Origin of the sequence: Aeromonas sp. FDAARGOS 1404 (assembly GCF_019047085.1) — a bacterium.
Lineage (GTDB): Bacteria > Pseudomonadota > Gammaproteobacteria > Enterobacterales > Aeromonadaceae > Aeromonas > Aeromonas veronii.
Window position 1 is genome coordinate 3518044 of the sequence record NZ_CP077237.1, and the last position, 24481, is coordinate 3542524.

Consider the following 24481-nt stretch of genomic DNA (forward strand, 5'->3'; position numbering starts at 1 on the left):
GCTAATGCAGGAATTGCGTTACATCTTGGTTGCCCTGGGCGGTATTGCTATTGCGGCATTGCTCATTCACGGGTTGTGGAGCAACAAAAAGAATCGTCAGGCACCGATCAAAGAGAAACCGATTGGACGGATGGACTCCAAGTCGCGGGATCGTGATAACGACGCCTTCGACAGCGATGGCATCGGCCAGGTACGCGTGGTCAGTGGTGGCCGTCGTGCCGAGCCCAAGCTGCGCAGTGAAGAGAGCCGCCAGCCGGAACTCGGTCGTCGCCCTGCCGTCCCCGCCTTTGATGATGAAGATGACGAGGACGATCTGCCGCCGCCCGTAGTGCGCAAGCCTGCTGCCCGCCCGGTTCCGCCGCCTCCTGTCTATGAAGAGGAAACATTCGACGAACCGCTGCCCGAGGAGATCGACGAGGCGCCTGCCGCGCCGGTGCGCAAACCTGCTCAGGTCAATCGTCGTACCCCGGTCTACCGTTCCCGTCCCCAGCGCGAGCCCATGATGCAGTCGCTGGATGACGAGCCGCTGGTCGAGCCCGCTTACGCGACCGCCCCGACTTTTGGTGCCCGTGCAGAGACAGTCCGTACCGCCGACACCGTTCGTGCTGAACCGGTGCGTGCTCCCGAGCCGGATTATCAGCCGCAGCCCCGTCATGTTGCTCCCGAGCCTGTTTATGAAGAGCCGGCCTATGTGGCACCTGCACCTGTGGTTGAAGAGCCGCGCATGGCGCCCCAGCCGGTCGAGAAGATCTGGCAGGATGTCTATGTCATCAACCTGATGGGCCGTCCTGGTCACGACTTGCAAGGTGCGACCCTGCTCTCATCCCTGATGGCGCTGGGCTTCAAGTTTGGCGAGATGGATATTTTCCACCGTCACGAAGATCCAAACGGCAAGGGTGAAGTGCTCTTCTCCATGATCAACATGGTCAAGCCAGGCACCTTCAATCCGTACCGGATGGAACAGTTCACCACGCCGGGTGTCTCCCTGTTCATGCAACTGCCGCTGCGCAGCAATGCCGCGTTTGCCTTCGAGGACATGCTGCAGGCTGCCGATCAGCTGGCCAGCGATCTCGATGCCATGCTGACAGATATGGATCGCAGCCCGCTGAGCGACGAGACCATTGCCCGTTACCGTCACGAGCTGGCTGCCTACGAGGCCAGTCGCGACTAATACGCCATGCGGGTCGAGTGAAGAAAAAGTGCGGTACCCTGGTACCGCATTTTTGTTTCTACCCCGGCCGTATGTTCAATCACACTTCGAGACTTTTTCATGAGCGACACCCTCTCCCGCCACCGTCAATTGTGTGAACTGCTTACCGAATATGGTCACCAGTACTATGTGCTGGATAACCCCACAGTGCCGGATGCCGAATACGATCGCCTGATGCGCGAGCTGATCGCGCTGGAGGCTGACCACCCCGAGCTGAAAACCCCGGCTTCCCCTAGCGTGCGGGTCGGCGGTCAGCCGCTGACGGCGTTCAGTCAGGTGCGTCACGAGATCCCCATGCTCAGTCTGGATAACGTCTTTAGCAGCGAAGAGTTGCAGGCGTTCGAACAGCGCATGAGCGATCGCCTCAAGCGGGACGTGCGTTTCACCTTCTGCTGCGAGCCCAAGCTCGACGGTCTGGCGGTGAGCCTGCTCTATGTAAATGGTCAGCTGGTGCAGGCGGCCACCCGGGGCGATGGCGCCACCGGTGAGGAGATCACCGAGAACGTGCGTACCATCAAGGCCATTCCGCTCGCATTGCGGGGCTCTGGTTGGCCCGAGCGGTTGGAAGTGCGTGGCGAAGTCTTTATGCCCAAGGCCGGTTTCGAAGCGATGAACGCCAAGGCGCTGGCAGCGGGCGAGAAGGTATTCGTCAACCCGCGCAATGCCGCTGCTGGCAGCCTGCGTCAGCTCGATTCACGCATCACCGCCAGCCGTCCCCTGAGCTTTTACGCTTACGGTGTCGGTGTTGGCGGCGAGCAACTGGGCGACTCCCACTTTGGCCGTCTCACCCAGCTCAAGGAGTGGGGGCTGCCGCTCAGTCCAGAGGTGAAGCTCAAAGAGGGGGCCGCCGGTTGTCAGGCGTTCCACGACGACATTCTGGCCCGCCGTGGCGAGCTCCCTTATGAGATCGACGGCGTGGTCTACAAGGTCGATGCCATCGCCCTGCAGGAGGAGCTGGGCTTTGTGGCTCGCGCCCCGCGCTGGGCGACTGCCCACAAGTTCCCGGCGCAGGAGGAGATGACTCTGCTTGAGAACGTCGAGTTTCAGGTTGGTCGCACCGGCGCCGTGACGCCGGTGGCCAAGCTTAAACCTGTGTTTGTCGGCGGCGTGACTGTCTCCAACGCCACCTTGCATAATGCCGATGAGATCGAGCGGCTTGGCGTGATGATCGGCGATACCGTGATCGTGCGCCGGGCAGGGGATGTGATCCCGCAGATCGTGGCCGTGGTAGAGGCAGAGCGCCCTGTTGATGCGCGCGAAATTCTCTTCCCGACCGAGTGTCCGGTCTGTGGCTCAGCAGTGGAGCGGTTGGAAGGGGAAGCGGTTGCCCGCTGCTCCGGTGGCCTGTTCTGCGAGGCGCAGCGCAAGGAGGCGATCAAGCACTTCGCTGCCCGTCGTGCCATGGATGTGGATGGCCTTGGCGACAAGATTGTCGAGCAGCTGGTAGACAAGGGGCTGGTGAAGACTCCCGCCGATCTGTTCAGCCTCAATGCCATCCAGCTGGCCGGTCTTGAGCGGATGGGGCAAAAATCGGCCCTCAATCTGGTAGCCGCCATCGATGCGGCGCGCAGCACCACCCTGCCGCGCTTCCTGTTTGCACTGGGGATCCGCGAAGTGGGGGAGGCGACTGCGCTCAACCTTGCCAACCACTTCCTCACCCTGGATGCCCTGCGCGATGCATCGGTGGAGCAACTGCTCGAAGTGGCTGACGTGGGCGATGTGGTGGCCAAGCATGTCTACTACTTCCTGCGTCAGCCGCACAACGTGGAGGTGTTGGAAGCCTTGCTGGCTGCCGGCATCCACTGGCCGGCCATCGAGAAGAAAGAGGCCGCGGAGCAACCCTTTGCCGGCAAGACCTTCGTGCTGACCGGCACGCTGACCACCTTGTCGCGCAACGACGCCAAGGCGGCGCTGCAGGCGCTGGGGGCCAAGGTGGCGGGTTCGGTATCTGCCAAGACCGATGTGCTGGTCGCGGGGGAAGCGGCCGGTTCCAAGCTGACCAAGGCGCAGGAGCTCGGCATTACCATCTGGACCGAAGAGGAGCTGCAACAGGCGTTGCAGGGCTGATAGCCCTCACCAAGCCTGCTAACCGCAGCACCCGATAAAAGAGAACCCGGCATGGCCGGGTTCTCTTTTTTTGTTTCGGCGGTTACTCACGCCAGAGGATCTTGTGGCGCCATTTGTCGGGCACTGTGAGCTGCCAGCGGGCCAGCTCGCTCTTGCTGAAGACATATTCGCCGCGCAGGGCCGCGCGCGGGGAGATGGTACGGGGCAGGGTGCCCGCCAGTATGGTGTTGATGAGGCTGGCTGCCTGTATCCCCTGATCGTGGCCGTCCAGCACCAGCCCACCGATGGCCATCCCCTTGCCGACGGTAAATTCCCAGAAACAGAAGAGCGGCACCGGCGTGTTGGCGCTGGTCCACTCCAGCACCGTCTTTTCGCTCACATGCTTGCCATTGTCATCGACCAGCGTGTGGTAGAGGCCGAGGAAGATCGCCTGATAGCCGTTCTTCTTGGCGTTGAGCACCGCCTCTTGCCAGAGGCTGTAATCCCCCATCAGCTGGCTGTTGATCCTGGTCTGGCCGACTCGCAGCTCGGTCTGGGTCTTGAATTCATCCTCGATGGCGGTGAGGGCCACATTACTGGAATCAAACAGCACCAGTGCCTTGTCGAGCCCCCCCATCATCTGGCTTATTTCGCTGATGTTGCGCTTGAGCAGGGGGCGTTCCAGCACGCCGGTGATCTTGGGGTGGCCGACAAAGCCCTTGAGGCGCGGATTCTCGTTCATGCCAAGAAACACCACCGGGGTACCCAGCGAGGCGATCTCGTTGGCCAGATAGTTGATGGCGTTGTCATCCCCCAGTACCACTAAATCCGGCTTGCTCTTGAGATAAAAGGCGATGGCTTGCTGGGCGATTTCGTCGAACTTCTCCCGTGGATGGCGTTTGGTATCCATATAGAAGTGAGTGATCTTGTGCTCCCCCTGCAAGCCATCGAGCAGCCCTTTGTTGTAGCTTTGGTCCCACAGGTATTCGGGATGGTAGCTGCTGATCACTAGAATGTTGGCAGCCCAGAGCGGCAGAGAGAGGGTGGATAGCAGTAGCAACAGCAGAGAGGTGCGCATGGGTTGTCCCTTGTCGAGGGGGAGAGAGTTCTTGTTCAGTATGGGTGGTTTTGGTTGGCGCTGTCATCTCGAAACCGGTGTGGCGGGGGGCGATTTTTTTCGTGTGGGCGGATCGGACGCCAGCCCGCACCCTGCTTGAGATTGGATTTGAATGGGGCTCTTTTGGGTTGGTCGTGAACTGTCCCGCTCGCTGGAAAACCTGTTCTGGATCAAGAAATGAGGCTTCGCTTTGGTGCCTAATAGACACCACATATAGGGACGCATTCGTTTTTAATCCCTATATGTTGTGTTATTAAGCTGTGTATAAGCTGTTCCTCTCCTATCTTCAGCCCAGGCTTGTCAAGCCTCGGCTGAATTTATTTGCGTCCAGGACGAGATGCCGGGAGGGGAGCCCAACAAGGGTGAGCCAGAGGCAAATGCCTGGCCTTTTAACGGGGAAAATTCATGAAACCGGTTGTGATCAAACGTGACGGATGTCGCGCACCATTCAATGCCCAGCTGATTGCAGAGGCGGTCAGCCGTGCGGCGGAAGCGGTCAATCAGGCCAATCCGGCTCTCGCCTCCCGCATTGCCAATGCGGTGAGTCAGGAGCTGGAAGGGCGTGGTGAAGTTGATATCCACGAGATCCAGAACCGGGTCGAAAACCACCTGATGGCTTCCGACGACAAGGCCATCGCCCGTGCCTATATCGAATATCGCCACGACAGGGATCAGGCTCGCGAGGCGCGCGGCCGTCTGGCGCAGGAGATCCGCGGTCTGGTCGAGCAGACCAACGCCGCCCTGCTCAACGAGAATGCCAACAAAGACTCCAAGGTGATCCCGACCCAGCGCGACCTGCTGGCCGGTATCGTCGCCAAGCACTATGCCACCAGCCACATGCTGCCCCGTGATGTGGTTCAGGCTCATGAGAGCGGTGATCTGCACTTCCACGATCTCGACTACTCGCCTTTCTTCCCGATGTTCAACTGCATGTTGATCGATCTGAAAGGGATGCTGACCCACGGCTTCAAGATGGGCAATGCGGAGATCGATACCCCGAAATCCATCAGCACCGCCACGGCGGTGACCGCCCAGATCATCGCCCAGGTGGCGAGCCATATCTATGGCGGCACCACCATCAACCGCATCGACGAAGTGCTGGCCCCCTATGTGACCATCAGCTGGCAGAAACACCGTGAAGTGGCCGAAGAGTGGGGCATTGCCGATGTGGAAGCCTATGCCATGGCCCGCACCGAAAAAGAGTGCTATGACGCCTTCCAGTCGCTGGAGTACGAGGTCAACACTCTGCACACCGCCAACGGTCAGACGCCGTTCGTCACCTTCGGCTTTGGCTTGGGGGACAGCTGGGAGTCGCGGATGATCCAGCGTGCCATCCTCAGCAACCGTATCGCTGGTCTTGGCAAGAACAAGAAGACCGCTGTGTTCCCGAAACTGGTGTTCGCCATCAAGGATGGCCTTAACCACAAGCAGGGCGATCCCAACTACGACATCAAGCAGCTGGCGCTGGAGTGTGCCTCCAAGCGGATGTATCCGGACATCCTCAACTACGACCAGGTCGTGAAAGTGACCGGCTCCTTCAAGACCCCCATGGGTTGCCGCTCCTTCCTCGGTGCCTACGAGGAGAATGGCGAGCTGATCCACGAAGGTCGCAACAACCTGGGTGTGGTGAGCCTCAACCTGCCGCGCATTGCCCTGAAATCCCGTGACGAAGCGGACTTCTGGGATCGTCTCGATGCCTCCCTGCGGGTCGCCAAGAAGGCGCTGATGTACCGCATCACCCGTCTGGACGGGGTGAAAGCACGGGTTGCTCCGATCCTCTATATGGAAGGGGCTTGCGGCGTGCGGCTGAAGGCGGACGACAACGTCAGCGAGATCTTCAAGAACGGTCGTGCCTCCATTTCCCTCGGTTATATCGGAGTTCACGAGACCATCAACGCCCTGTTTGGTGACAAGGTGCACCTGTTTGACAGCGCCGAGCTGCAACAGAAAGCCATCGCCATCATCGCCCGTCTCAGGGCGGCCATCGATGAGTGGAAAGACGAGACTGGCTACGGCTTCAGCCTCTACTCCACCCCGAGCGAGAACCTCTGCACCCGCTTCTGCCGCATCGATGCCAAGGAGTTTGGCGTGGTATCCGGCGTGACCGACAAGGGTTACTACACCAACAGCTTCCACCTCGATGTGGAGAAGCAGGTCAACCCGTACGACAAGCTGGACTTCGAGGCGCCCTATCCGCCCATCGCCAGCGGTGGCTTCATCTGCTACGGTGAGTACCCCAACATCCAGCACAACCTGGAAGCGCTCGAAAACGTCTGGGATTACAGCTATGACAAGGTGCCCTACTACGGTACCAACACCCCCATCGACGAGTGCTACGACTGCGGCTTCACCGGCGAATTCGAGTGCACCTCCAAGGGCTTCACCTGCCCGCGCTGCGGCAACCACGACCCCGCCAAGGTGTCGGTGACCCGCCGTGTCTGCGGCTACCTCGGCAGCCCGGATGCGCGCCCCTTCAATGCGGGCAAGCAGGAAGAGGTGAAGCGCCGCGTCAAACATATGTAAATCGCTAAAGACTCCCTGTGATACAGGGAGTCTTACTTTATGAAGGTTGAGCTTATGTTTCTAAAACCGATGTCGGAGAAAATGCTGAGGCAATGGGTAGCGCGAGATACTTGGCATGAAGTGCATATTAATGACACCCAATTTTTCTATCGTTTTATTCATGCCTATGTGACAGAGCATGGCTACGCACTAGATGAAGAATTGCTGCGGGATAAGATCTTATTCATGTTGAACCGGAGTGAAGATCAGTATTTCCAGACACTTGCTAGTGAAAGAGTCCGTTTTATGAGTGGTCTGCTGGAATATCTCAAATACACCCAGAACCTTCAGTCATGAATTACCACCAATACTACCCGGTCGATGTGATCAACGGCCCCGGCACCCGTGCCACCCTGTTTGTCTCCGGCTGTGAGCACCAGTGCCCGGGTTGCTACAACCAGAGCACCTGGCGGCTCGATGGCGGCAAGCCGTTCGATGAGGCGATGAGCGATCGCGTCATTGCGGATCTCAACGACAGCCGCATCAAACGGCGAGGTCTGTCGCTCTCCGGCGGCGATCCGCTCCACCCGGCCAATGTTCCCCACGTGCTGGCACTGGTGAAACGGGTGCGCGCCGAGTGTCCGGGCAAGGATATCTGGTGCTGGACCGGCTACCGGCTCGGCGAGCTGTCAGAGGCCCAGCGCGAGCTGGTCGCCCTGCTGGATGTGCTGGTGGATGGCAAGTATGAAAAGGCGTTGGCAGATCCGGGCCTGCTCTGGCGTGGCAGCAGCAATCAGCAGATCCACGACCTCAACGCCTGGCGTGATGCGGGTGAGCGAATTCCCTGTCTGGTTTGCAGTTGAAGTCCGGGATGTTTATGGTTAGCCCATTCCAATCCTGACGACATTCTTGAAGAGGAGAGCCGAGATGAACAATCTGCTCAAGATCCTGCTGGCCATTTTCCTGCCCCCTGTGTGCGCGTTTATCCAGGTGGGCTTTAGCCTGCACTTTTTAATCAACATAGTGCTGACCCTGATGGGCGGTCTGCCGGGCATGGTCCATGCGCTCTGGCTGGTGGTGAGCGACAAGCGCGGCTGATGCCTTCGGCTGGTTAGTGAGCTTATTGACGATAAAAGGACCAACCTCTTGGGGTTGGCCCTTTTGTTCATGTTCATACGAATACTTTTTCGTTAGGATGGGTGACTGACCAAGCGGGCCGCGTTGAGCGCCCTGCAGTCCGGCAACAAGCACCGGCAGAGAACAAGGAGCGTTACATGAATTGGAAAGTCGCAGTATGGTCAGGTCTGGCAGTGACACTGTTGCTGGGGTGCTCATCCCGTCAGGAGGTAGCGCACGAGCGCGCTCCGATCGCTATCCCTCTCGAGCAGTTGTCCAGCTACTGGGTTCAGGAGAAGCAGTGGTCATGGCTTGGCAATGACGAGCCGGCCCTGCCGGCCAAACCGGTCAAGGGGTATGTGGAAGTTCGCTATCAAATCGACGCCAGCGGCACGCCGGTCAAGCCGGAAGTGGTGGCGGCCGAGCCCCCCGGCGAACTGGAACAGAGCGCGCTGGCGACCCTCTCGCGGATCCGCTACAGCCCGGCAGAGGGCAACCCGGATGCCATTCCGGTCGAGGTGACCAACCGCTTCGAGATCGAGATCAACTGATCCCCCATCACTCTTATGCCAGAGAAAGAGAGACCCCGGCCAGGCCGGGGTCACGTTTATTGCTGTTTGCAGTCGTTGTAGGCGGTCTGCCACTCGCCATCCTGATCCCGCAGCTCGACAAAGCCCTCATCCCCCTTGTTCCACCAGACGGCCTCATGTTCGTCCGTATAGCGGGCGCCGGAGGCCGAGACGGCCTGGGGCAGGGTGTAATCCTTGCCGTCCGGCAGTGACAGCTTGATAAAGTTGAGGCTTTCGTCGGAGAGGGAGAAGTAGCGCACCTGCACCTTCTTGCCCTGCTCGCACTGGTAACTGACCGGTTCGCCACCGGTGACTGAGAGGGTATTGCCCTGATTGCAGCCAGCGAGCAGGCCGAGGGCCAGCGCACCAGCGGCCATCATATGTACCTTATTCATGATTACAGCTCCATTGGTGTCATACGGGCGTGAGCCTAACAGGTTGCCGTTATTGTGCAATCCGCACGGCCATTCGGTGCGTCGCTGGCTGTCCGGCATACCGCGCGAGTATGAGAGGGTGCAATCAGGAAGGCATCGCCATCAGTAGAGGCCAAGTCTGGTTTCAAACTGGCGGATCAGCGTCTCATAGATGCCGTTGTTTTTGATCTTCTGCAGCCCCTGCTCGAACTGTTTTGCCAGCGCTTCCCCTTGCGGGTGGTGGCGGGAGAAGGCGAGCCAGAAGCCATCAGTGGAGAGCTTGCCAACCTTGACCACCTTGCCGGTCAGCTGTTTTTGCTGGATCTTGAGGTAGCCCGGCATGCCGTTCATCAGGATGTAGTCGACCCGGCCACGTACCAGCATTTCGAGGATCTGGGCATCGGATTTGGCCTGAAAGCGGGTGATCCTGGGGTTCTCCATAAAATCGGTGGGGTAGGTGTAGCCGAGGGTGATGCCCACCCGCTTGCCCTCCAGCGAGGTGAGCTTGAGATCCCGTTGCGGGTCGCTGGCAAGGGCGAAGATGGCAAGATCCTCCTCGAACATGGGGGTATCGTGCCAATGGTACTGGTAGCGGTTCTCTTCGGTGATGGTGGCGTTGAAGCACCCCGCAAGTTTGCCGCTTTTCGCATCGTGCATGCAGCGGGCGAAGGGGAGGGTGCGAAAGACAATCTCGATCCCTTCGGCGGCGAACACCGCCTTTACCAGCTCAGGCGCCAGTCCGTGGGGCTGGTCATCCTCATTGTCCTTGTCGCGCTCGCAGTAGGGGGCCCAGTCATCTTCGGCACCAATGACAAGCGGGGTGGCCCCGAGCGGGCTGGTAGCCAACAGCATCAGACAAACCAGCCATTTTTTTAACAACGCGACCATAGGTACACCTCATCGACAGCAGCCTTACAAGCATAGCCGTACTTCTGCGCTGAGCTGTGGTGGTGGGGGGATGACAAGGGAGGCACACGAGGGAGAGAAAAAACGCCCCGGCAGGCGACGGGGCGAAAGAGAGCTCATCCATGGGCTGACAACAGTGCTTACAACAGGAAATCAATAACCGAAGCGGGTCGCCTCGAAGCGGTTGAGCAACCGGTGGACGAGGTAGCAGGCCAGCAGGGTGACCACGATGGCAAACAGGATGCTGCTCACCCGGTAGAGGGCGCTGAACACCAGATCGTTGCCCGGGGTGAGGTACTGGCCAAACAGGATGCCGAGGGTAGTGAGGGCGCCAAAGCCGACCCCGGAGCCGCCTGCCTCCTTGACGTGGGCATGGCTGAACAGCATGGCGCCGAGCCACAGCAGTGGAGCGACCAGCAGCAGTTGCCCTGACCAGTCATAGAGCAGCAGTTGGCCGAGCAAGCCGAAGGTGACCCCCAGCAAGGTGCCCATCGCCCGTTTGCGGGCATAACTGAGGGCGCCGTTCCAGTGCATGGGGAACAGCACCAGCAGGGTTGTGGCCTGGGCAGACATGGAGTCGCGCAGGTCAAACACCTGAAATACCAGAAACGACAGGGTGGCCACCGTGGCCCCCAGCAGAGCTTCATGGCGCATCCGGTGCGGCGCCTTGGGGGCCGAGGCGGGCTTGGGTCTGGCCTCCACATCCGGGATCAGCATGGTCATCAGGTAGGCGATCAGCACCGACAGCACGCTCGCCCAGATATTGTTGAGGATCAGGTCGTTGAGGTCGGTCTGCGGATAGCTGGCAAAGTGCAGCATGATGCTGAGGCTCAGCACCCCGTTGGCCCCGAACAGAAACAGGCTGCCCCGCGACATGGCGGCGAAGCGGTAGAGAAACAGCATGAAGGCGATAGGGGTCATCAGCGCCGGGTGGCTGCCAAACAGTCCCCCCAGCAGCCCGACCTCCACCCCACAGACCGCCGCTGCCGCGATCAGCTGGCGCGCGGCATGGCCATTCATCACCGGCACCATCCCCAGCAGCAGCACTGGCGTGACCGTATAGAAGACCCCGTAATTCCAGCCAAACAGCTTGCAGAGCAGAAAGCCCGTGGTGCAGCCAAAGGCGATGCGCAGGCACTGGCGCAACTCGTTGCCGGTGAGGGGCCGATACCAGAGGTGAGTGGCAGCACCACCGGCGGGGTGTGCTGCGGCGGTATTGGCCGACGGGTGAGTGGCGTGGTTAGTAGACATAATGGAGCAGGCTGAGCAGATGGATCTGGCCCCGTGCCAGTATGGCGGTCAGGGCATTGTCCGGCAGCAGTTGTACCGTGGCCCGCGCCCCGGCTGGCAGATGATCGGGGAGCTGCTCCAGCTCGAGGTGCAGCCGCATCCGTTGGGCATCCCGTACCCAGCGATCCGACTCCACCGGCGCCGCCAGTCGACCATTGGCATCAAACTGACCGGCGCTCACTCCGGCATCCAGACTGCTTACCCGAGCAGGATAGAGCTGACCCGGCTCGCCATCGAAGGCGACCAGTGCGCGGGTTTGCGCGCCGACATGGCGCAGGCTCTTCTCCCGAAAATCGGCTATGACGTCCACCTGTTCCGACACCAGCGCCAGCAGCGGGCTGCCGGCGCTGGCGATACTGCCCGGCTTGAGCTGCAGGTTGGTGATGGTGCCATCCTGATCCGCGTGGACCCGGCTGTAAGAGAGGGCCAACTGCGCTTGCGCCAGCTTGTTGCGGGCCTGGCGCAGCAACAGATTGTCCTCACCGGTCACGCCACGACTGGCCTTGATCTGGGTCAGTTTGGCCTGACTGGCGCGCAGGTTGGCCTGGGCGCTGCGCAGGGCGCTGTCAGCCTCATCTTTTTGTTGCAGCGAAACCATGTGACGTTGGTAGAGCGCATCGATCCGCTCAGCCTCGCGCCACTTCTGGCTGGCCAGGGTCTCCTTGGCGTTGATCTCGGCGACGGCGGCGGTCAGGGCGGCATCCAGTTCACTGTTCTGCTGCTCTGCCTGCGCTAGCACAAGGCGGGCCTGCTCCACTGCCAGTTCAAAAGGGGCCGGATCCAGCCTGAACAGCAGATCCCCCTTCTTGACCTGCTGGTTGTTGTGAACGGCGACCTCGATCACCTTGCCGCTCACCTGGGGGGCCAGCTTGGTGACCACCCGGGTCGCCATCGCCTGAGGGGTGAGGGGCATCAGCAGGTCGGCTATCAGAAAATAGGCAAACAGGGTGGCAAAGCCAGCCATGGACCATTTGATCCAGCGGGTAAATTGTTGATCCGGGGTCATCTTATTCTCTCTCTGTGTCGGTCTCGGGAGGGCTTGTATCGCCTCCGGCTTGTCGGTCGTGGTGTTGTTCAATTTTGCTGAGGGCGTTGGCCGAGATCCGCTGCACCGTGGCTTCAAACAGCTGCAGGGTCTGCTCGTCAATGCCCCCCAGCAGCTCCCGGCGGATATTCATGATGCGGTCGGCGATCTGATCGAGCAGGGTCTGGCCAGCCGGGGTCACGCAGACGATGCGGGCCCGCTTGTCCTGACTGCAGCAGTGGCGCTCAATCAGTCCCTGCTCTTCCAGCTGGCCCAGGGTGCGCATCAGGGATGGGAGCTCTATCTCGAGGGCTTCGGCCAGGGTCTTCTGGCTGACATGGTTCCCCATGCGGGAGAGTTTCCACAGCGCGGTCCAGCGGGGATGGGTGAGGCCAAGGGGAGCCAGCTCCAGATCGGCGGCAGTACGCCATAGCCGGTGCATCCGCGCTATCTGCTCGGCGAGCGACAGCTCGCGCAACCTTTCCAGATCCGTCATCTTCTCATCCTCAATGTACTTAGCCTGCTAACTATCATACTTGTTTAGCAGGCTAAGTAAATAGTGTGATACTGATCATGTTTCTGGTCGGATCTTTCGCTGGTGTGAGTTAGCTTCATTCGAGCCCCTAATGTTATTCTCGGGGCTGATCCACTCGAGGCTCTCTTGCCGATTCGGATATTGCGCCGTGAATGGAGGATATTCGGCAGTTATTTTCATGAAATTTTCAGCTTCAGCGAGCAGCTCTTTTTTTATCCGCTAATATTGATGGGGTTATAAAACAAGGGGGAAACGGGTTGTGGATGGATATGACAGTGGATGTGTGTATCTGGCAATTGAAGCGCTGTTGAGTGATGGAGAATATGGTGCAGAGTCACACCATGGCGTGAATCGGGAAGGCGCAATCAGAAGTACCGATATCAGTCATGATTTTGACCCCGCCAATATTCCATTGCTGTTGGCAGAATAGACCTGACCGTGTGTGATCCTTGTGAGTTCAAGCCAGTGCTCTGGTATTCGCTGGCTTGGCTCATCACTATTTCAATCTCCCCTTTTTGCATCTTTCTCCTCACCCTTTTTCATCGTGCGTGCTTCTTGCACGCCGACTCAAACCCTGATGTGGCATGCCGTGGCACTCGCGTCATGGCGATGACATTGCCCGCTGCTTATCACTCACAGGAGCTGTGACGATAAATGGTCGCAGAACTTGTCATCTGGCTCTGTTATTTCCCCGAAGGGGGGAGAACATCGCATCGTTATTACTGCTGATCACCCAAATATCCGCCATTGGGCTCGCTCGTTTTATCGCCCAATTTCCTGGTCAAGCAGGGCATCGATGGTCTGGTGTTCTATTGTGCAGCACGCGTTGGCGGCACCATGATGTTTAAGTTTTTAATGTTTTTATATGGCTTTGCAGTCTGGCTAACCGACAGGAGTGAGGGGGATCAATAAAGTAGCGGTCACAATCACACGCAGAGTACATAACAATGAAAAACCTCTCACCCCTACAAACCACACAAGAAAAGGCCGCCTTGATGGGCGGCCAACAAATTGCCGGTATGCCGCTTTTTATATTTCTGGGGCTGGCGACCTGCGTTCTCTTTTCCGGCTGGAACGGCTCGCTGCCGCTCGGCATGGTCGGTGCGCTGGCACTGATGTTTGTGCTGGGCACCCTGCTGACCGAGTTGGGTGAGCGGATCATGCCGATCCGTGAATATCTGGGGGGGGGCACCATCCTCGCCATCTTCGGCGGCGCCGCCCTGTTCGAATATCAGCTGCTGCCGGTGCAGGCTGGGCAGGTCATCACCAACTTCATGAAGGAGGGAGGCTTTCTCAACTTCTTTATCGCCAGTCTGGTGACCGGTTCGGTGTTCGGTATGAGCGGCGCTTTGCTGAAAAATGCCGCCATGCGCTACCTGCCGGTCATTCTTGGTGGCGTCGCACTGGCACTGCTGAGCGTTGGTCTGGTCGGCTCCCTGATGGGGTATGGCTTCAAGAATGCGGTGCTGCTGATCGGCCTGCCGATCATGGGCGGTGGCATGGGGGCTGGTGCGGTGCCCTTGGTGGAGATCCTCTCCGGCCCGATGCAGATGTCCAGTGCGGATCTATTGTCGCGCATGGTACCGGCGGTGGTGATCGCCAATACCCTGGCCATTTTGGTGGGCTCCCTGCTGGCGCGGCTCGGTCGCCGTTACCCCTCCCTGACCGGCAACGGCAAGCTAATGGTCAAAGAGAATAGCCAGAACATTGCTGACGAGCAGGCCGAAGCGCCGACCCTGCAGAGTCTTGGCATGGGCCTTTTCATCAGCTCCAGCATGTTTGTGCTGGGTTCCCTGCTTGGTAACTTTATCCCCATGCACCCCTTTGCCCTGATGATTTTGGCGGTCGCTTTTATCAAGGTGAGCGGCCTGCTGCCGCGCCGTTATGAGCAGGCGGCGGCCGACTGGTATCAGTTTGTGGTGAGCAACCTCACTCCCTCCCTGCTGGTGGGGATCGGCGTCGCCTATACCAGTATTCCGGAGCTGATCAGCGCTTTTTCCATCAGCTACTTCGTGCTGGTCATGGTCACCGTGATCGGTGGCGCCCTCGGCGCGGCACTGGTGGGCCGGATGATCGGTTTCTATCCCATCGAGGCGGCCATCACCGGCGGGCTATGTATGGCCAACATGGGCGGCACCGGCGACGTAGCCGTGCTCTCGGCGGCCCAGCGGATGAAGCTGATGCCCTTTGCCCAGATCTCCTCCCGTCTTGGCGGCGCCGTGATGCTGATCCTGGCTACTGCTCTAATCTCCCTGTTCGCCTGATACCGGATTGAGGAACAAACAAAATGAACGACATCATGATGGGCACCAGCCTGCCCTATGCTGAACGCAAGCGTCAGGGCGTGCGGGGGCGTATGCCCCACAAGGAGGAGTCCCTCTCCCAGCAGCGGCGCCGGATCTACCGATTGGTCAGCGCCATGCAGAGTCCGTTTGACCAGCATCTGCTGCTGCGTCAGCTGCAGGAGGACAACCCGGTGCTCTTCTACGATCTGGTGCGCCACCACCTGCCGGAGCTGCTGCCGATCATCTACACCCCGGTGGTGGGGGAGGCGTGCCAGCGCCACAGCGATCTCTATCTGCGCAGCCACGGCCTCTACCTCTCCTGGCATGACAGGGACGATCTTGACGACATCCTCGAGTCGGTGGAGCAGGAGGTGGACGTGATCGTCATCTCCGATGGTGAGCGGGTGCTGGGGCTCGGCGATCTCGGTATCGGCGGCATGGGGATCTGTATCGGCAAGCTGGCGCTCTACTCCGCCGCGGGTGGCATCAACCCGGCCCGTACCCTGCCGCTCTGTGTCGATGTGGGCACCAACAATCCCGAGCTGCTGGAGGATGACTCCTACCTCGGTTGGCAATCCCCGCGCATCGACGGCGAGAGCTATTACCACTTTATGGACAAGGTGGTGGCCGCCATTCGCAAGCGCTGGCCGCAGGTGGTGCTGCAGTTTGAAGACTTTGCCGGCAAGCATGCCGCCAACTTGCTGACCCGTTATCGGGACGAGCTCTGCATGTTCAACGACGATATTCAGGGCACGGCGGCGGTTGCCTCCGCCTGCGTGCTGGCCGGGTTGCAGCAGGCGGGTACCACCCTCAATGATGCCCCTGTGCTGATCGTCGGGGCGGGCTCTGCCGGTTGCGGCATCGCCGCCATGCTGGCCCAGCTGGCGGGGAGTCACGACGGCGTCTGGCTGTTTGATCAGGACGGAGTGGTCTGCAGCGATCGTCCCAACCTGACCCGCGCCCAACAGCCATTTGCCCGTGCCGTGGAGGAGGGGAGCAGTTCGCTGCTGGAGACCATCCGCCAGGTGCGCCCGGCGGTCTTGATTGGCGTGAGCGGTCAGGGCGGCCTCTTTACTGGCGAGGTGTTGCAGGCGATGGGGGAGGTGTGCGATCAGCCGGTGATCCTGCCACTCTCCAACCCGACCCGCAGCGCCGAGGCTACCCCCGAGCAGGTATGGGCTGCCACAGATGGCCGCGCCCTGCTAGCCACCGGCAGCCCCTTTGCGCCGGTGACGGTGACGGGGGAGCGGCGGGTAGTCTCCCAGTGCAACAACGTCTATGTCTTTCCGGGCATTGGTCTCGGAGCCTGCGCCGTCAAGGCGCGCCGCATCAGCGATGGCATGTTGCTGGCCGCGGTGCGGGCGGTCGGCGCCTATCCGCTGGTGGCGGGCCGGCTGTTGCCCCCCATCGAGCAGGTGGGAGAGGTGGCCCGCGCCGTCGCCAGAGCGGTGGCGCTCTGCGCCCGCGAGGAAGAATTGGCCGATTTTGTCGGCGATCCGGCTCCTTTGATTGACCAGACCTGGTGGCATCCGCACTATTGGGCAGCGTCCTGACGTTTTAAGGTATGTGCATGAAACTTCGCCACCAGTTGGTCACCCTCTCTCTTGGGCTCTCCCTGCTGCTGATCCTCATTCTGGGCAGCCTGCTGGCCCTCTTTATCCGTCATCTGCTGGAGAGCAACCTGCAGGATAAGGGGAGCGATCTGGCCCGGGTGATGGCGGCGGACACCCGGGTGGTCGAGGCTCTGCGTCAGGGCAGTGATCCTACCCTGCGCGACTATGTGGAGGCGTTCTGCAACCGCACTGACGCCACCTATATGGTGGTGACCGACGAGCATGGTCGCCGCCTCAGCCACCCCAACCCCGAGCTGGTGGGGCAGAAGTTTCGCGGCGAGGATATCTGGCCCGCGCTGCAGGAGCGGCGAAGCTATTGCTCCAAGGATCGGGGCACCATGGGGCCGGCGATCCGCTGCTTCTCCCCGGTGGTGGGCGGTGACGGGCTCGTCATGGGGGCCGTGGTGGTGGGCTACCTGATGCAGCAGGTGGAGGGTATCTATATGGAGCGGGTGGCCCTGCTCATCTGCGCCATAGTAGCGGTGCTGGGGTGCGGCCTGCTGCTGGCACTCTGGGTGCAATACCTGCTGCGCAAGACCCTGCTCGATCTGGAGCCGGAGGCGATCGTGCGCCGTTTCACCCTGCAGGATCTGGTGCTGGAGCACATCACCGAAGGGGTGATTGCCCTCGATGGCCGCGGCAACATCAACATGATCAACAGCACCGCCAGCTATCAGCTGCGGCTGCCGGTCACCGGGCGCCATGCCTTGCAGGGGCAGTCGCTGGCGGAGCTGGTGCCGCCCCTTGTCCCCTGTCTGGAGCAGGAGGGGGGGGAAGTGAGCTTCACCATTCAGGGAGAGTCCTTCGTCGGCCGCTGGCAGGCGGTGCAGGGCAAGGCACCGGGGCGGCTGCTGATCTTCAGCCGTCCGGAGGTGGCTGCCAGTCTGGGGGTACAGGTGACCCACCTGCGCCAGTATGCCGAGATGCTGCGGATGCAGAGCCACGAGTTCGCCAACAAGCTCAGCAGCCTCTCCGGCCTATTGCAGCTGGGCCATGTGGATCAGGCGGTGGAGCTGATCCAGCAGGAGAACGAAGCGTGCCAGACCATGCTGCAGGAGCTGCTGCGGCTGATCGACAACAAGCCGGTGGCGGGGCTTATTCTCGGCAAGTTCAGCCGTGCCCGCGAGCTCGGGGTGACCCTGGAGCTCGATCCCGATTCGGCGCTGGCGGAGTATCCGGCTTCGGTCTCGGCCGATCTCATCACCCTCATTGGCAACCTGCTGGACAACGGTCTGCAGGCGGCCTGGCGCAACCGCCAGCAGCGGCCGCCGCGGGTGCTGCTCTCTCTGTGCGATGTGGGGCGGCGACTGGTGATCGAGGTGGAGGATAGCGGCGAGGGGGTCGACGAGGAGCTGGCCGATCATCTGTTCGATTACGGGGTGAGTCGCCAGAGCGGCGATCACGGGGTGGGTCTGTTCCTGGTCAAGGAGACCGTGGGTCGGCACGAGGGTGTGATAGAATGGCGGCGAACCGCCGAGCAGACCACCCTGTTTGGTATCTACTTGAATAAAAACCAATTAATGTGAGCCATGGACCCAATAATCACGCTTGTTATTGAAGATGACGATCGGATCGGTGCCATCTTGTCAGAACTGGTGGCGGCGACCCCCGGTTTCTCCCTGCTGGGGCGGGCCGGCACCCTGGCCCAGGCCGATGCCATGATGGCCGGTGTGGTGCCCCAACTGCTGCTGGTGGATGTCTCCCTGCCCGATGGCTCCGGCCTTGAGTGGGTGAGCCGCCTGCGCAGCCACAACCGCGAAGCCTACGTCATCATGGTGACTGCCTCGCGGGATGTGGAGACCATCCAGCAGGCCCTCAACCTGGGGGTTCATGACTACGTCATCAAACCATTGCGGCTGTTTCGCATCCAGCAGAGTCTGGACGAGATCCTGCAACTGCACAGCCGTCTGTGCGAGCGGGGTCGGCTGGAGCAGGAAGATCTCGACAAGTTGCTGGGCAAGGGGGGGCGCTCCCAGATCAAGGAGATGCGCGTCACTCCCAAGGGGATCGACAGCATCACCCTGCGTCAGGTGCTGGATCTGCTGGCGGGCGAGCCGGAGAACGTCTTTTCCACCGACACGGTGGCGCTGCGGCTCTCCCTCAGCCGCACCACGGCGCGCCGCTATCTGGAGTATCTGGAGTCGGAAGATCGGGTGGATGTGGATCTCAACTATGGCCAGCGGGGGCGGCCGGAGCGGCGCTACCGCTGGCGCCGGGCGGGGTGAAGTCGGTTCACCGTCGCTAGAACACGATAGAAATGAACAAGGGAGCCAGCGGCTCCCTTGTTGTTTTTTGCATGTTGCCCGTCAGGCCGCATTGCGTTCCGGCAGTGGGACACGCTTTTTCAGCTGGGAGATCATCACGCCCCCCAGAATAAGGCCGCCACCCAGCAGGTGATAGCCGTGGATCGGTTCCCCCAGACCGACGACGGCGATCAGCGCCGTACAGAGCGGCATCAGGTTCATAAAGACCGAGGTGCGCTCGGCGCCCATGCAGGCGAGGCCGCGCATCCAGCAGTAGGCTGCCAGCAGAGAGGAGGCGAGCCCGGCGAAGAGCACCAGTCCCCACCCTTCGGCCGGTACCGCCATCGAGTCGGCGCTGAGGGCGAGCGGCACCAGCAGCAGTACCGCCAGCAGGATCTGCATGTAGAGGTTGAGCCAGGGGCCAAACGGCAGGTGCCAGCGGCGGATCAATAGGCCGTAAAGGGCGTAGCTGGCGGACCCCAGCAGCATCATGCCATCCCCCGGGTTGATGCCGTTATGGAGCAGGGCGAGCGGTTCGCCCTTGCCAAGCAGCCAGAGCACTCCGAACAGGGAGAGACTCATGCCGAGCAGTGCCTGTTTGCCGGGACGCTGGCCGAAGAAGAGCGCCCCTTGCAGCAGGGTAAGCAGCGGAATGAGGGAGCCGATCACCCCCATATTGGTCGCCGAGGTGCTGTGGGCGGCGTAATAGGCGAGGCATTGGTAGAGCACCATACCGAGCGCCGCCAGCACCAGCAGCTTGCCGAGCCAGGGGCGAACCTCGCTACGGCGGCGCCACAGCTGCGGCAGGCAGAAGGGGGTCAGTGCCAGAGCGGCGATCACCCAGCGATAGAAGGAGATAGCCGCGGGGTCGAGCACGCTGGCGGCCGCCTTGGAAACCACGGTATTGGTAGCCCAGATCAGCACAGCCATCAGCGGAAAGAGAAGAGGGGAAAAGATTCGCATCAGAGGCTCCTTATTAACAGGGGGCCAAGTCTACCCTTGTCTTTATATTATCAAGTAGCGTAAAACAGACAGATGACCCAGCAGAAAAGACAACTCTTTCTGATGCACCTTATTTCGGCCCATACGGACTGCGTCTGCCCGCAACTGATGGCTGCTTTTGACCTGTGCCGGAGACCGAGCCAACAGGGCGTTGCATCACGCCTGTTCCTCTCTCTCGCTGACAAGGGGCGCTGATGGCTACTCATCACTTTCAGCCGGTAGATGTCGTTCTGCCCGCACCCAATCCGCTCTATTTCAGTTACCAGCAGATGCTGGCCGACAGCGCGACCGTGCTGCACTCCCACCCCTGGGGCCAGCTCAACATGATCAGCCTGGGGATCATGGAGATAGAGCTGGGGGATCAGCGACTGGTGGCCCCTGCCGACTACCTGATCTGGGTACCGGCGGATCTCGACCATACCTCCTACAACGAGCAGACCCTCGACTACACCTCCATCTACGTCAGCCACGAGCTGGCGGCCAAGCTGCCGCCAGAGCCCAGATTGCTGCTGCTCACCCCGCTGATCCGCGCCCTGCTGAGCGATTTTTGCGAACGGCGGGTAGGCCATATGGTGGATGAGTGGGATCAGCGTCAGGCCGAGTTGCTGGTGGAGCGACTGGCGCGCACCCGCTGTCAGGAGAGCTACCTGCCGATGAGTCAGGACAAGCTGCTGGTTCCCATGCTGGCGGCGTTGCACAGCGATCCTGCCGATCCCCGTACTCTGGCCCAGTGGGCCGGACAACTGCACACCACAGAGCGCACCCTGGCGCGGCGCTGCCTGCGGGAGCTGGGGATGAGCTTCGGTCAGTGGCGGGCGCGGTTACGGCTGCTCAAGGCGCTGGCCTGGCTCAAGGGGGACATGCCCATTCAAGAGATCAGCTGGCGGCTCGGTTACGGCTCCACCTCGGCCTTTATCGCCATGTTCAACCGGGAGCTGGGCTGCTCCCCCCAGCGTTATCGCCTACAGTCAGCCCGATAACAAATCGCCGGACATGTCATCTGATGAAGCAAAACAAGAAGGGCGCCCGCAGGCGCCCTTTCTGATGACGTCTGCTTGCGCTAGAAGAAGCCGAGCGGGTTGATGTCGTGACTCACCAGCAGGTTCTTGGTGTTCTGGTAGTGATCCAGCATCATCTTGTGGGTCTCGCGGCCGATCCCCGACTTTTTGTAACCGCCAAAGGCGGCGTGTGCCGGGTAGGCGTGGTAGCAGTTGACCCAGACCCGGCCAGCCTGAATGCCACGCCCCATGCGCCAGGCCAGATTGCTGTCGAGGGTCCACAGGCCTGCCCCCAACCCGTACTGGGTGTCGTTGGCAATGGCCAGAGCATCGGCCTCGTCCTTGAAGGTGGTGACCCCGAGCGCCGGCCCGAAGATCTCCTCCTGGAACACCCGCATCTTGTTCTGACCGGAGAAGATGGTGGGCTGGATGTAGAATCCCCCCTCCAGCCCGCTCACCTGGGCCGGGCCGCCGCCGATCAGCATCTTGGCCCCTTCGCCGCGGCCGATCTCCATGTAGCCCAGGATCTTGTCGAACTGCTCGCGGGACGCCTGCGCCCCCACCTGAGTGGCGGTATCGAGGGGGTTGCCCTGAACGATGGTGCGAGCACGGGCCAGCACCCTGTCCATGAAGTCGTCATAGATGCTGGCCTGCACCAGCGCGCGGGAGGGACAGGTACACACTTCCCCCTGGTTGAAGAAGGTCATCAGCATCCCTTCTACCGCCTTATCGATGTAGCTGCTCTCGTGCTGCATCACGTCGGCGAAGTAGATATTGGGGGACTTGCCGCCCAGCTCCACGGTGGAGGGGATCAGCTTGTCGGCGGCGCAGCGCAGGATATGGGCGCCCACTTCGGTCGAACCGGTGAAGGCGAGTTTCTGGATCCGGTTGCTGGTGGCCAGAGCCTGACCTGCCTCGGCGCCGAAGCCGTTGACCACGTTGACTACGCCGGGGGGCAGGATGTCCTTGATGAGATCCATCATCAGCATGATGGTGACCGGGGTCTGCTCGGCGGGCTTGAGCACGCTGCAGCAACCGGCCGCCAGCACAGGGGCAAGCTTCCAGGCCGCCATCAGCAGCGGGAAGTTCCACGGGATGATCTGGCCGACCACGCCGATGGGCTCCTTGAAGTGGTAGCTGACGGTGTTCTGATCCAGCTCGGCGGCCGAGCCTTCCTGAGCGCGAATGCAGCCAGCGAAGTAGCGGAAGTGATCCACCACCAGCGGCAGGTCTGCCGCCAGGGTTTCACGCACCGCCTTGCCGTTCTCCCAGGTTTCGGCGATGGCGAGCCGTTCGATGTTCTGCTCGATGCGATCGGCGATGCGCAGCAGCAGGTTGCTGCGCTCGGTGACGCTGGTTTTGCTCCAGCTGGTGAACGCCTTGTGGGCGGCATCAAGCGCCAGCTCGATATCGGCGGCGTCGGAGCGAGCGACCTCGCAGAATACTTTGCCATCCACCGGCGAGATGTTTTCAAAGTAGCGGCCGGCGCGAGGAGCCACCCACTCACCACCGATGAAGTTGTCGTAACGGGACTTGAAGCTGACCAGGGCACCTGCCTGACCGGGAGCGGTATAAATCATCTCATCATCCTTTATGTGTGTGATCCTGACCGGACTGGCTGACAGACCGGTTGCCAGCTGATATCGCAAGGGGCGTGCCAAAGGGTCTGACCAGCAGGCGAAAGGTTACAAAAACGTTACCAAACGGGGTATGGCAGCGTATCTTGGTTAACCAATGACCACGGCTATTGCGATAAAACTGTACCGTTTCTGGACAGTGGCCGAGACAGTCGTGCTGTTTGTGAACAGGAGGCGTGATGAGTGAGTCACTTCAACCCGGTCCCGGTCCGATCCAGCGTTCCTGGCAGCGTTGCCTGCATCAGGGGCTGAGCCGCCAGCAGAGTGCCGATCTGGACTTGCTGCCCCAGGGGGAGCTGTCGGCCCGTCAGGAGCAGCACAGGGCGCTGATTGCCTGCTTCCAGCGCTTCGTGCTGCCGCTGTTTGCCCAGCTGCTGGCGGGTCGCCCCTGTCGCCTGTTGTTGTGTGACGGTGAGGGGGCCATTCTGGCCGCCAGCGGTGATGAGGGGTTCGCCCGCCATGCCGAGCGTATCTTTTTGCGCAGTGGCGCCCGCTGGGGTGAGGCGAGCAAGGGCACCAATGCCATCGGTACTGCGCTGGCCGAGCAGAGCGAAGTGCAGGTGCTCGGCAATCAGCACTTCTTCGCCCAGCACAGCTTCCTCAGTTGCAGCGCTTGCCCGTTGCTCGGGCCGGATGGGCAATTGCTCGGGGTGCTCGACATCTCCACCGATGCGGCCCATCACGATGGCGACATGCTGGGCACGGTGCGGCTGCTGGCCATGACCCTCGAAAACGCACTATTGGCGCGTCAGCCGGGCTGGCTGGTGGATCTCGATCCCCAGAGCCTCTGGTCCGCTCGCCTGTTGCTGGGAGAGGAGGGGGAACTGCTCGGCGCCAACCGGGCAGGCCGACTCTGGCTCGGTCAGCATCCTTTCGATGGCAGGCAACTGCTGCGCGAGGGGCGTGGCTTGCGGCTGTTGCCAGAAGCGGACGCGACATCTTCCTGCACCGCGCTGCCGGGTCACTCAAGCCCGGTGCCACATCCGCAGCAGGTGCCGCTCAAGATGCTGGAGCGCGGCATTTCGCTGCTTATCGAGGGGGAGACCGGCAGCGGCAAGGAGCATCTGGTGCGGGCCCTGCACCGAGCGTCCAGTCGGCGGGAGCAGCCACTGGTGTGCGTCAACTGTGGCGCGTTACCAACAGATCTGGTGGAAGCCGAGCTGTTTGGCTATGTGGGCGGGGCCTTCAGCGGTGCCCGCAGCCAGGGCAGTCAGGGTTATCTGCGCGCAGCCCACGGCGGCATGCTGATGCTCGATGAAATTGGCGAACTGCCGCTGCAGGCTCAAACTCGACTGCTGAGGGTTTTGCAGGAACGCAGCGTGACACCGGTTGGCAGTCACAAGCCGGAGGCGGTGGATTTCTGGCTGGTCAGTGCCAGCCACCGGGATCTGGCGGCCATGGTGCAGAGTGGCGCATTTCGCGAAGACCTCTATTACCGGATCTGCGGCTGGCGCCAGCAGCTGATGCCGCTGCGCCGTTGGCCTGCCGCTGAGCGTCTGGAGCTGATCCAGCGACTGTTGGCGGAGATGGACCCGACCCTGCGTCTGACCCGCGATGCGGAGCAACAGCTGCTGGCCCATCCGCTGCCCGGCAACGTGCGTCAGCTCAAGCAGGCACTGGAAGTGGCCTGTGTGCTGGCAGAGGGGTTGGGTTGGATAGAACCCGCCCACCTGCATCTGCCCAGTGTGGCCAATGAGCCCGGCGCCTTGCCGATGGGGGAGGTGACCTGCTTGCGTGAACAAACCCGGCGGCAGGTACAGCAAACGCTGGCGGCATGCGGCGGAAATGTGAGCGAGGCCGCGCGCCAGCTGGGGATCAGCCGCACCACCCTCTACCGGACGCTGCGCGAAGCGCCTTGAGTGCCACTCCCCCTCATCGGTCGTTTCAAGACGCACATGATGGCTGGAGCCCTGCCCGCCCAGCCGCTATGATGCGCCCTTGCCGGGGCTTTGCGCCCGTTGACTCATCTGTTGAG

General features: G+C 61.1%; 22 protein-coding genes. 14 read left to right on the forward strand and 8 right to left on the reverse strand.

Annotation, left to right across the window (positions count from 1 at the left end):
• Positions 1 to 4: 4 nt before the first annotated feature.
• Together zipA and ligA are read left to right on the forward strand one after the other, a co-directional pair.
• A complete protein-coding gene (gene zipA, locus I6L34_RS16475; RefSeq protein WP_075115712.1) occupies positions 5 to 1171 on the forward strand; it encodes a cell division protein ZipA in 1167 nt (388 codons plus the stop codon).
• Positions 1172 to 1270: 99 nt separating this feature from the next.
• Positions 1271 to 3277: an NAD-dependent DNA ligase LigA gene (ligA, locus tag I6L34_RS16480; protein ID WP_216955000.1), complete on the forward strand. Its 2007-nt coding sequence runs from the start codon at positions 1271 to 1273 to the stop codon at positions 3275 to 3277.
• 82 nt (positions 3278 to 3359) lie between these two features.
• Here the strand turns inward: ligA and I6L34_RS16485 are convergent, their stop codons facing one another.
• Positions 3360 to 4334: an ABC transporter substrate-binding protein gene (locus I6L34_RS16485; protein WP_005338444.1), complete on the reverse strand. Its 975-nt coding sequence runs from the start codon at positions 4332 to 4334 to the stop codon at positions 3360 to 3362.
• A 444-nt stretch (positions 4335 to 4778) separates the two neighbouring features.
• Between I6L34_RS16485 and nrdD the strand changes: the two genes are divergently transcribed.
• From nrdD to I6L34_RS16510, 5 genes are all read left to right on the forward strand, one after another.
• Positions 4779 to 6896, forward strand: a complete 2118-nt coding sequence (gene nrdD, locus I6L34_RS16490) for an anaerobic ribonucleoside-triphosphate reductase (RefSeq protein ID WP_216955001.1) — start codon at positions 4779 to 4781, stop codon at positions 6894 to 6896.
• Positions 6897 to 6935: 39 nt separating this feature from the next.
• Complete coding sequence (locus I6L34_RS16495) at positions 6936 to 7232, forward strand: hypothetical protein (protein WP_230599605.1); 297 nt, start codon at positions 6936 to 6938, stop codon at positions 7230 to 7232.
• On the forward strand, positions 7229 to 7738 hold the full coding sequence (gene nrdG / locus I6L34_RS16500) for an anaerobic ribonucleoside-triphosphate reductase-activating protein (RefSeq protein ID WP_216955002.1): 510 nt from the start codon (positions 7229 to 7231) through the stop codon (positions 7736 to 7738). Before I6L34_RS16495 ends, nrdG begins: the two co-directional genes overlap by 4 nt.
• Before the next feature lie 64 nt (positions 7739 to 7802).
• Positions 7803 to 7973 (forward strand): YqaE/Pmp3 family membrane protein, encoded by a 171-nt coding sequence (locus I6L34_RS16505; protein ID WP_005338440.1) that lies wholly within the window; start codon positions 7803 to 7805, stop codon positions 7971 to 7973.
• Between the two features lie 176 nt (positions 7974 to 8149).
• Positions 8150 to 8542 (forward strand): TonB family protein, encoded by a 393-nt coding sequence (locus tag I6L34_RS16510; protein WP_005349872.1) that lies wholly within the window; start codon positions 8150 to 8152, stop codon positions 8540 to 8542.
• Between the two features lie 56 nt (positions 8543 to 8598).
• Here the strand turns inward: I6L34_RS16510 and I6L34_RS16515 are convergent, their stop codons facing one another.
• The 5 genes from I6L34_RS16515 to I6L34_RS16535 all read right to left on the reverse strand — a co-directional run bounded on the left by I6L34_RS16515 (position 8599) and on the right by I6L34_RS16535 (position 12689).
• Positions 8599 to 8955 (reverse strand): MliC family protein, encoded by a 357-nt coding sequence (locus I6L34_RS16515; RefSeq protein ID WP_005349873.1) that lies wholly within the window; start codon positions 8953 to 8955, stop codon positions 8599 to 8601.
• A 141-nt stretch (positions 8956 to 9096) separates the two neighbouring features.
• A complete protein-coding gene (locus I6L34_RS16520; protein WP_223849344.1) occupies positions 9097 to 9825 on the reverse strand; it encodes an ABC transporter substrate-binding protein in 729 nt (242 codons plus the stop codon).
• A gap of 207 nt (positions 9826 to 10032) precedes the next feature.
• Positions 10033 to 11130, reverse strand: coding sequence for a DUF2955 domain-containing protein (locus tag I6L34_RS16525; RefSeq protein WP_216955003.1), 1098 nt, complete (start codon positions 11128 to 11130; stop codon positions 10033 to 10035).
• A complete protein-coding gene (locus I6L34_RS16530) occupies positions 11120 to 12175 on the reverse strand; it encodes an HlyD family secretion protein (protein ID WP_181222810.1) in 1056 nt (351 codons plus the stop codon). The genes I6L34_RS16525 and I6L34_RS16530 overlap by 11 nt, the downstream gene beginning before the upstream one ends.
• 1 nt (position 12176) lies before the next feature.
• Complete coding sequence (locus I6L34_RS16535; protein ID WP_005349886.1) at positions 12177 to 12689, reverse strand: MarR family transcriptional regulator; 513 nt, start codon at positions 12687 to 12689, stop codon at positions 12177 to 12179.
• Positions 12690 to 12987: 298 nt separating this feature from the next.
• Here I6L34_RS16535 and I6L34_RS16540 point away from each other — a divergent pair, with 298 nt between their 5' ends.
• The 5 genes from I6L34_RS16540 to I6L34_RS16560 all read left to right on the forward strand — a co-directional run bounded on the left by I6L34_RS16540 (position 12988) and on the right by I6L34_RS16560 (position 18851).
• The gene (locus I6L34_RS16540) at positions 12988 to 13158 is read left to right on the forward strand and encodes a hypothetical protein (RefSeq protein ID WP_162838752.1); all 171 of its coding nucleotides are present in this window, start codon (positions 12988 to 12990) and stop codon (positions 13156 to 13158) included.
• 517 nt (positions 13159 to 13675) lie between these two features.
• A complete protein-coding gene (locus tag I6L34_RS16545) occupies positions 13676 to 14992 on the forward strand; it encodes a 2-hydroxycarboxylate transporter family protein (protein WP_216955004.1) in 1317 nt (438 codons plus the stop codon).
• A gap of 23 nt (positions 14993 to 15015) precedes the next feature.
• Positions 15016 to 16566: an NAD-dependent malic enzyme gene (locus I6L34_RS16550; protein ID WP_216955005.1), complete on the forward strand. Its 1551-nt coding sequence runs from the start codon at positions 15016 to 15018 to the stop codon at positions 16564 to 16566.
• A gap of 17 nt (positions 16567 to 16583) precedes the next feature.
• Positions 16584 to 18152, forward strand: coding sequence for a sensor histidine kinase (locus I6L34_RS16555; RefSeq protein ID WP_216955006.1), 1569 nt, complete (start codon positions 16584 to 16586; stop codon positions 18150 to 18152).
• A 3-nt stretch (positions 18153 to 18155) separates the two neighbouring features.
• Positions 18156 to 18851, forward strand: coding sequence for a response regulator (locus I6L34_RS16560; protein ID WP_005338420.1), 696 nt, complete (start codon positions 18156 to 18158; stop codon positions 18849 to 18851).
• A gap of 81 nt (positions 18852 to 18932) precedes the next feature.
• Here I6L34_RS16560 and I6L34_RS16565 read toward each other — a convergent pair whose 3' ends face one another.
• Positions 18933 to 19832, reverse strand: a complete 900-nt coding sequence (locus I6L34_RS16565) for a DMT family transporter (protein ID WP_201986924.1) — start codon at positions 19830 to 19832, stop codon at positions 18933 to 18935.
• Between the two features lie 233 nt (positions 19833 to 20065).
• Between I6L34_RS16565 and I6L34_RS16570 the strand changes: the two genes are divergently transcribed.
• Positions 20066 to 20851, forward strand: a complete 786-nt coding sequence (locus I6L34_RS16570; protein WP_216955007.1) for a helix-turn-helix domain-containing protein — start codon at positions 20066 to 20068, stop codon at positions 20849 to 20851.
• Between the two features lie 80 nt (positions 20852 to 20931).
• Here the strand turns inward: I6L34_RS16570 and I6L34_RS16575 are convergent, their stop codons facing one another.
• A complete protein-coding gene (locus I6L34_RS16575) occupies positions 20932 to 22449 on the reverse strand; it encodes an aldehyde dehydrogenase family protein (RefSeq protein WP_216955008.1) in 1518 nt (505 codons plus the stop codon).
• Between the two features lie 236 nt (positions 22450 to 22685).
• Here I6L34_RS16575 and I6L34_RS16580 point away from each other — a divergent pair, with 236 nt between their 5' ends.
• The gene (locus I6L34_RS16580) at positions 22686 to 24365 is read left to right on the forward strand and encodes a sigma-54-dependent Fis family transcriptional regulator (protein WP_216955009.1); all 1680 of its coding nucleotides are present in this window, start codon (positions 22686 to 22688) and stop codon (positions 24363 to 24365) included.
• Positions 24366 to 24481: the final 116 nt, after the last annotated feature.

What these genes read in the sequence shown, in the direction of transcription:
- zipA (WP_075115712.1), top strand. Translation starts at nt 5, where the DNA reads ATGCAGGAATTGCGTTACATCTTGGTTGCCCTGGGCGGTATTGCTATT.
- ligA (WP_216955000.1), top strand. Translation starts at nt 1,271, where the DNA reads ATGAGCGACACCCTCTCCCGCCACCGTCAATTGTGTGAACTGCTTACC.
- I6L34_RS16485 (WP_005338444.1), bottom strand. Translation starts at nt 4,334, where the DNA reads ATGCGCACCTCTCTGCTGTTGCTACTGCTATCCACCCTCTCTCTGCCG.
- nrdD (WP_216955001.1), top strand. Translation starts at nt 4,779, where the DNA reads ATGAAACCGGTTGTGATCAAACGTGACGGATGTCGCGCACCATTCAAT.
- I6L34_RS16495 (WP_230599605.1), top strand. Translation starts at nt 6,936, where the DNA reads ATGAAGGTTGAGCTTATGTTTCTAAAACCGATGTCGGAGAAAATGCTG.
- nrdG (WP_216955002.1), top strand. Translation starts at nt 7,229, where the DNA reads ATGAATTACCACCAATACTACCCGGTCGATGTGATCAACGGCCCCGGC.
- I6L34_RS16505 (WP_005338440.1), top strand. Translation starts at nt 7,803, where the DNA reads ATGAACAATCTGCTCAAGATCCTGCTGGCCATTTTCCTGCCCCCTGTG.
- I6L34_RS16510 (WP_005349872.1), top strand. Translation starts at nt 8,150, where the DNA reads ATGAATTGGAAAGTCGCAGTATGGTCAGGTCTGGCAGTGACACTGTTG.
- I6L34_RS16515 (WP_005349873.1), bottom strand. Translation starts at nt 8,955, where the DNA reads ATGAATAAGGTACATATGATGGCCGCTGGTGCGCTGGCCCTCGGCCTG.
- I6L34_RS16520 (WP_223849344.1), bottom strand. Translation starts at nt 9,825, where the DNA reads ATGCTGTTGGCTACCAGCCCGCTCGGGGCCACCCCGCTTGTCATTGGT.
- I6L34_RS16525 (WP_216955003.1), bottom strand. Translation starts at nt 11,130, where the DNA reads ATGTCTACTAACCACGCCACTCACCCGTCGGCCAATACCGCCGCAGCA.
- I6L34_RS16530 (WP_181222810.1), bottom strand. Translation starts at nt 12,175, where the DNA reads ATGACCCCGGATCAACAATTTACCCGCTGGATCAAATGGTCCATGGCT.
- I6L34_RS16535 (WP_005349886.1), bottom strand. Translation starts at nt 12,689, where the DNA reads ATGACGGATCTGGAAAGGTTGCGCGAGCTGTCGCTCGCCGAGCAGATA.
- I6L34_RS16545 (WP_216955004.1), top strand. Translation starts at nt 13,676, where the DNA reads ATGAAAAACCTCTCACCCCTACAAACCACACAAGAAAAGGCCGCCTTG.
- I6L34_RS16550 (WP_216955005.1), top strand. Translation starts at nt 15,016, where the DNA reads ATGAACGACATCATGATGGGCACCAGCCTGCCCTATGCTGAACGCAAG.
- I6L34_RS16555 (WP_216955006.1), top strand. Translation starts at nt 16,584, where the DNA reads ATGAAACTTCGCCACCAGTTGGTCACCCTCTCTCTTGGGCTCTCCCTG.
- I6L34_RS16560 (WP_005338420.1), top strand. Translation starts at nt 18,156, where the DNA reads ATGGACCCAATAATCACGCTTGTTATTGAAGATGACGATCGGATCGGT.
- I6L34_RS16565 (WP_201986924.1), bottom strand. Translation starts at nt 19,832, where the DNA reads ATGCGAATCTTTTCCCCTCTTCTCTTTCCGCTGATGGCTGTGCTGATC.
- I6L34_RS16570 (WP_216955007.1), top strand. Translation starts at nt 20,066, where the DNA reads ATGGCTACTCATCACTTTCAGCCGGTAGATGTCGTTCTGCCCGCACCC.
- I6L34_RS16575 (WP_216955008.1), bottom strand. Translation starts at nt 22,449, where the DNA reads ATGATTTATACCGCTCCCGGTCAGGCAGGTGCCCTGGTCAGCTTCAAG.
- I6L34_RS16580 (WP_216955009.1), top strand. Translation starts at nt 22,686, where the DNA reads ATGAGTGAGTCACTTCAACCCGGTCCCGGTCCGATCCAGCGTTCCTGG.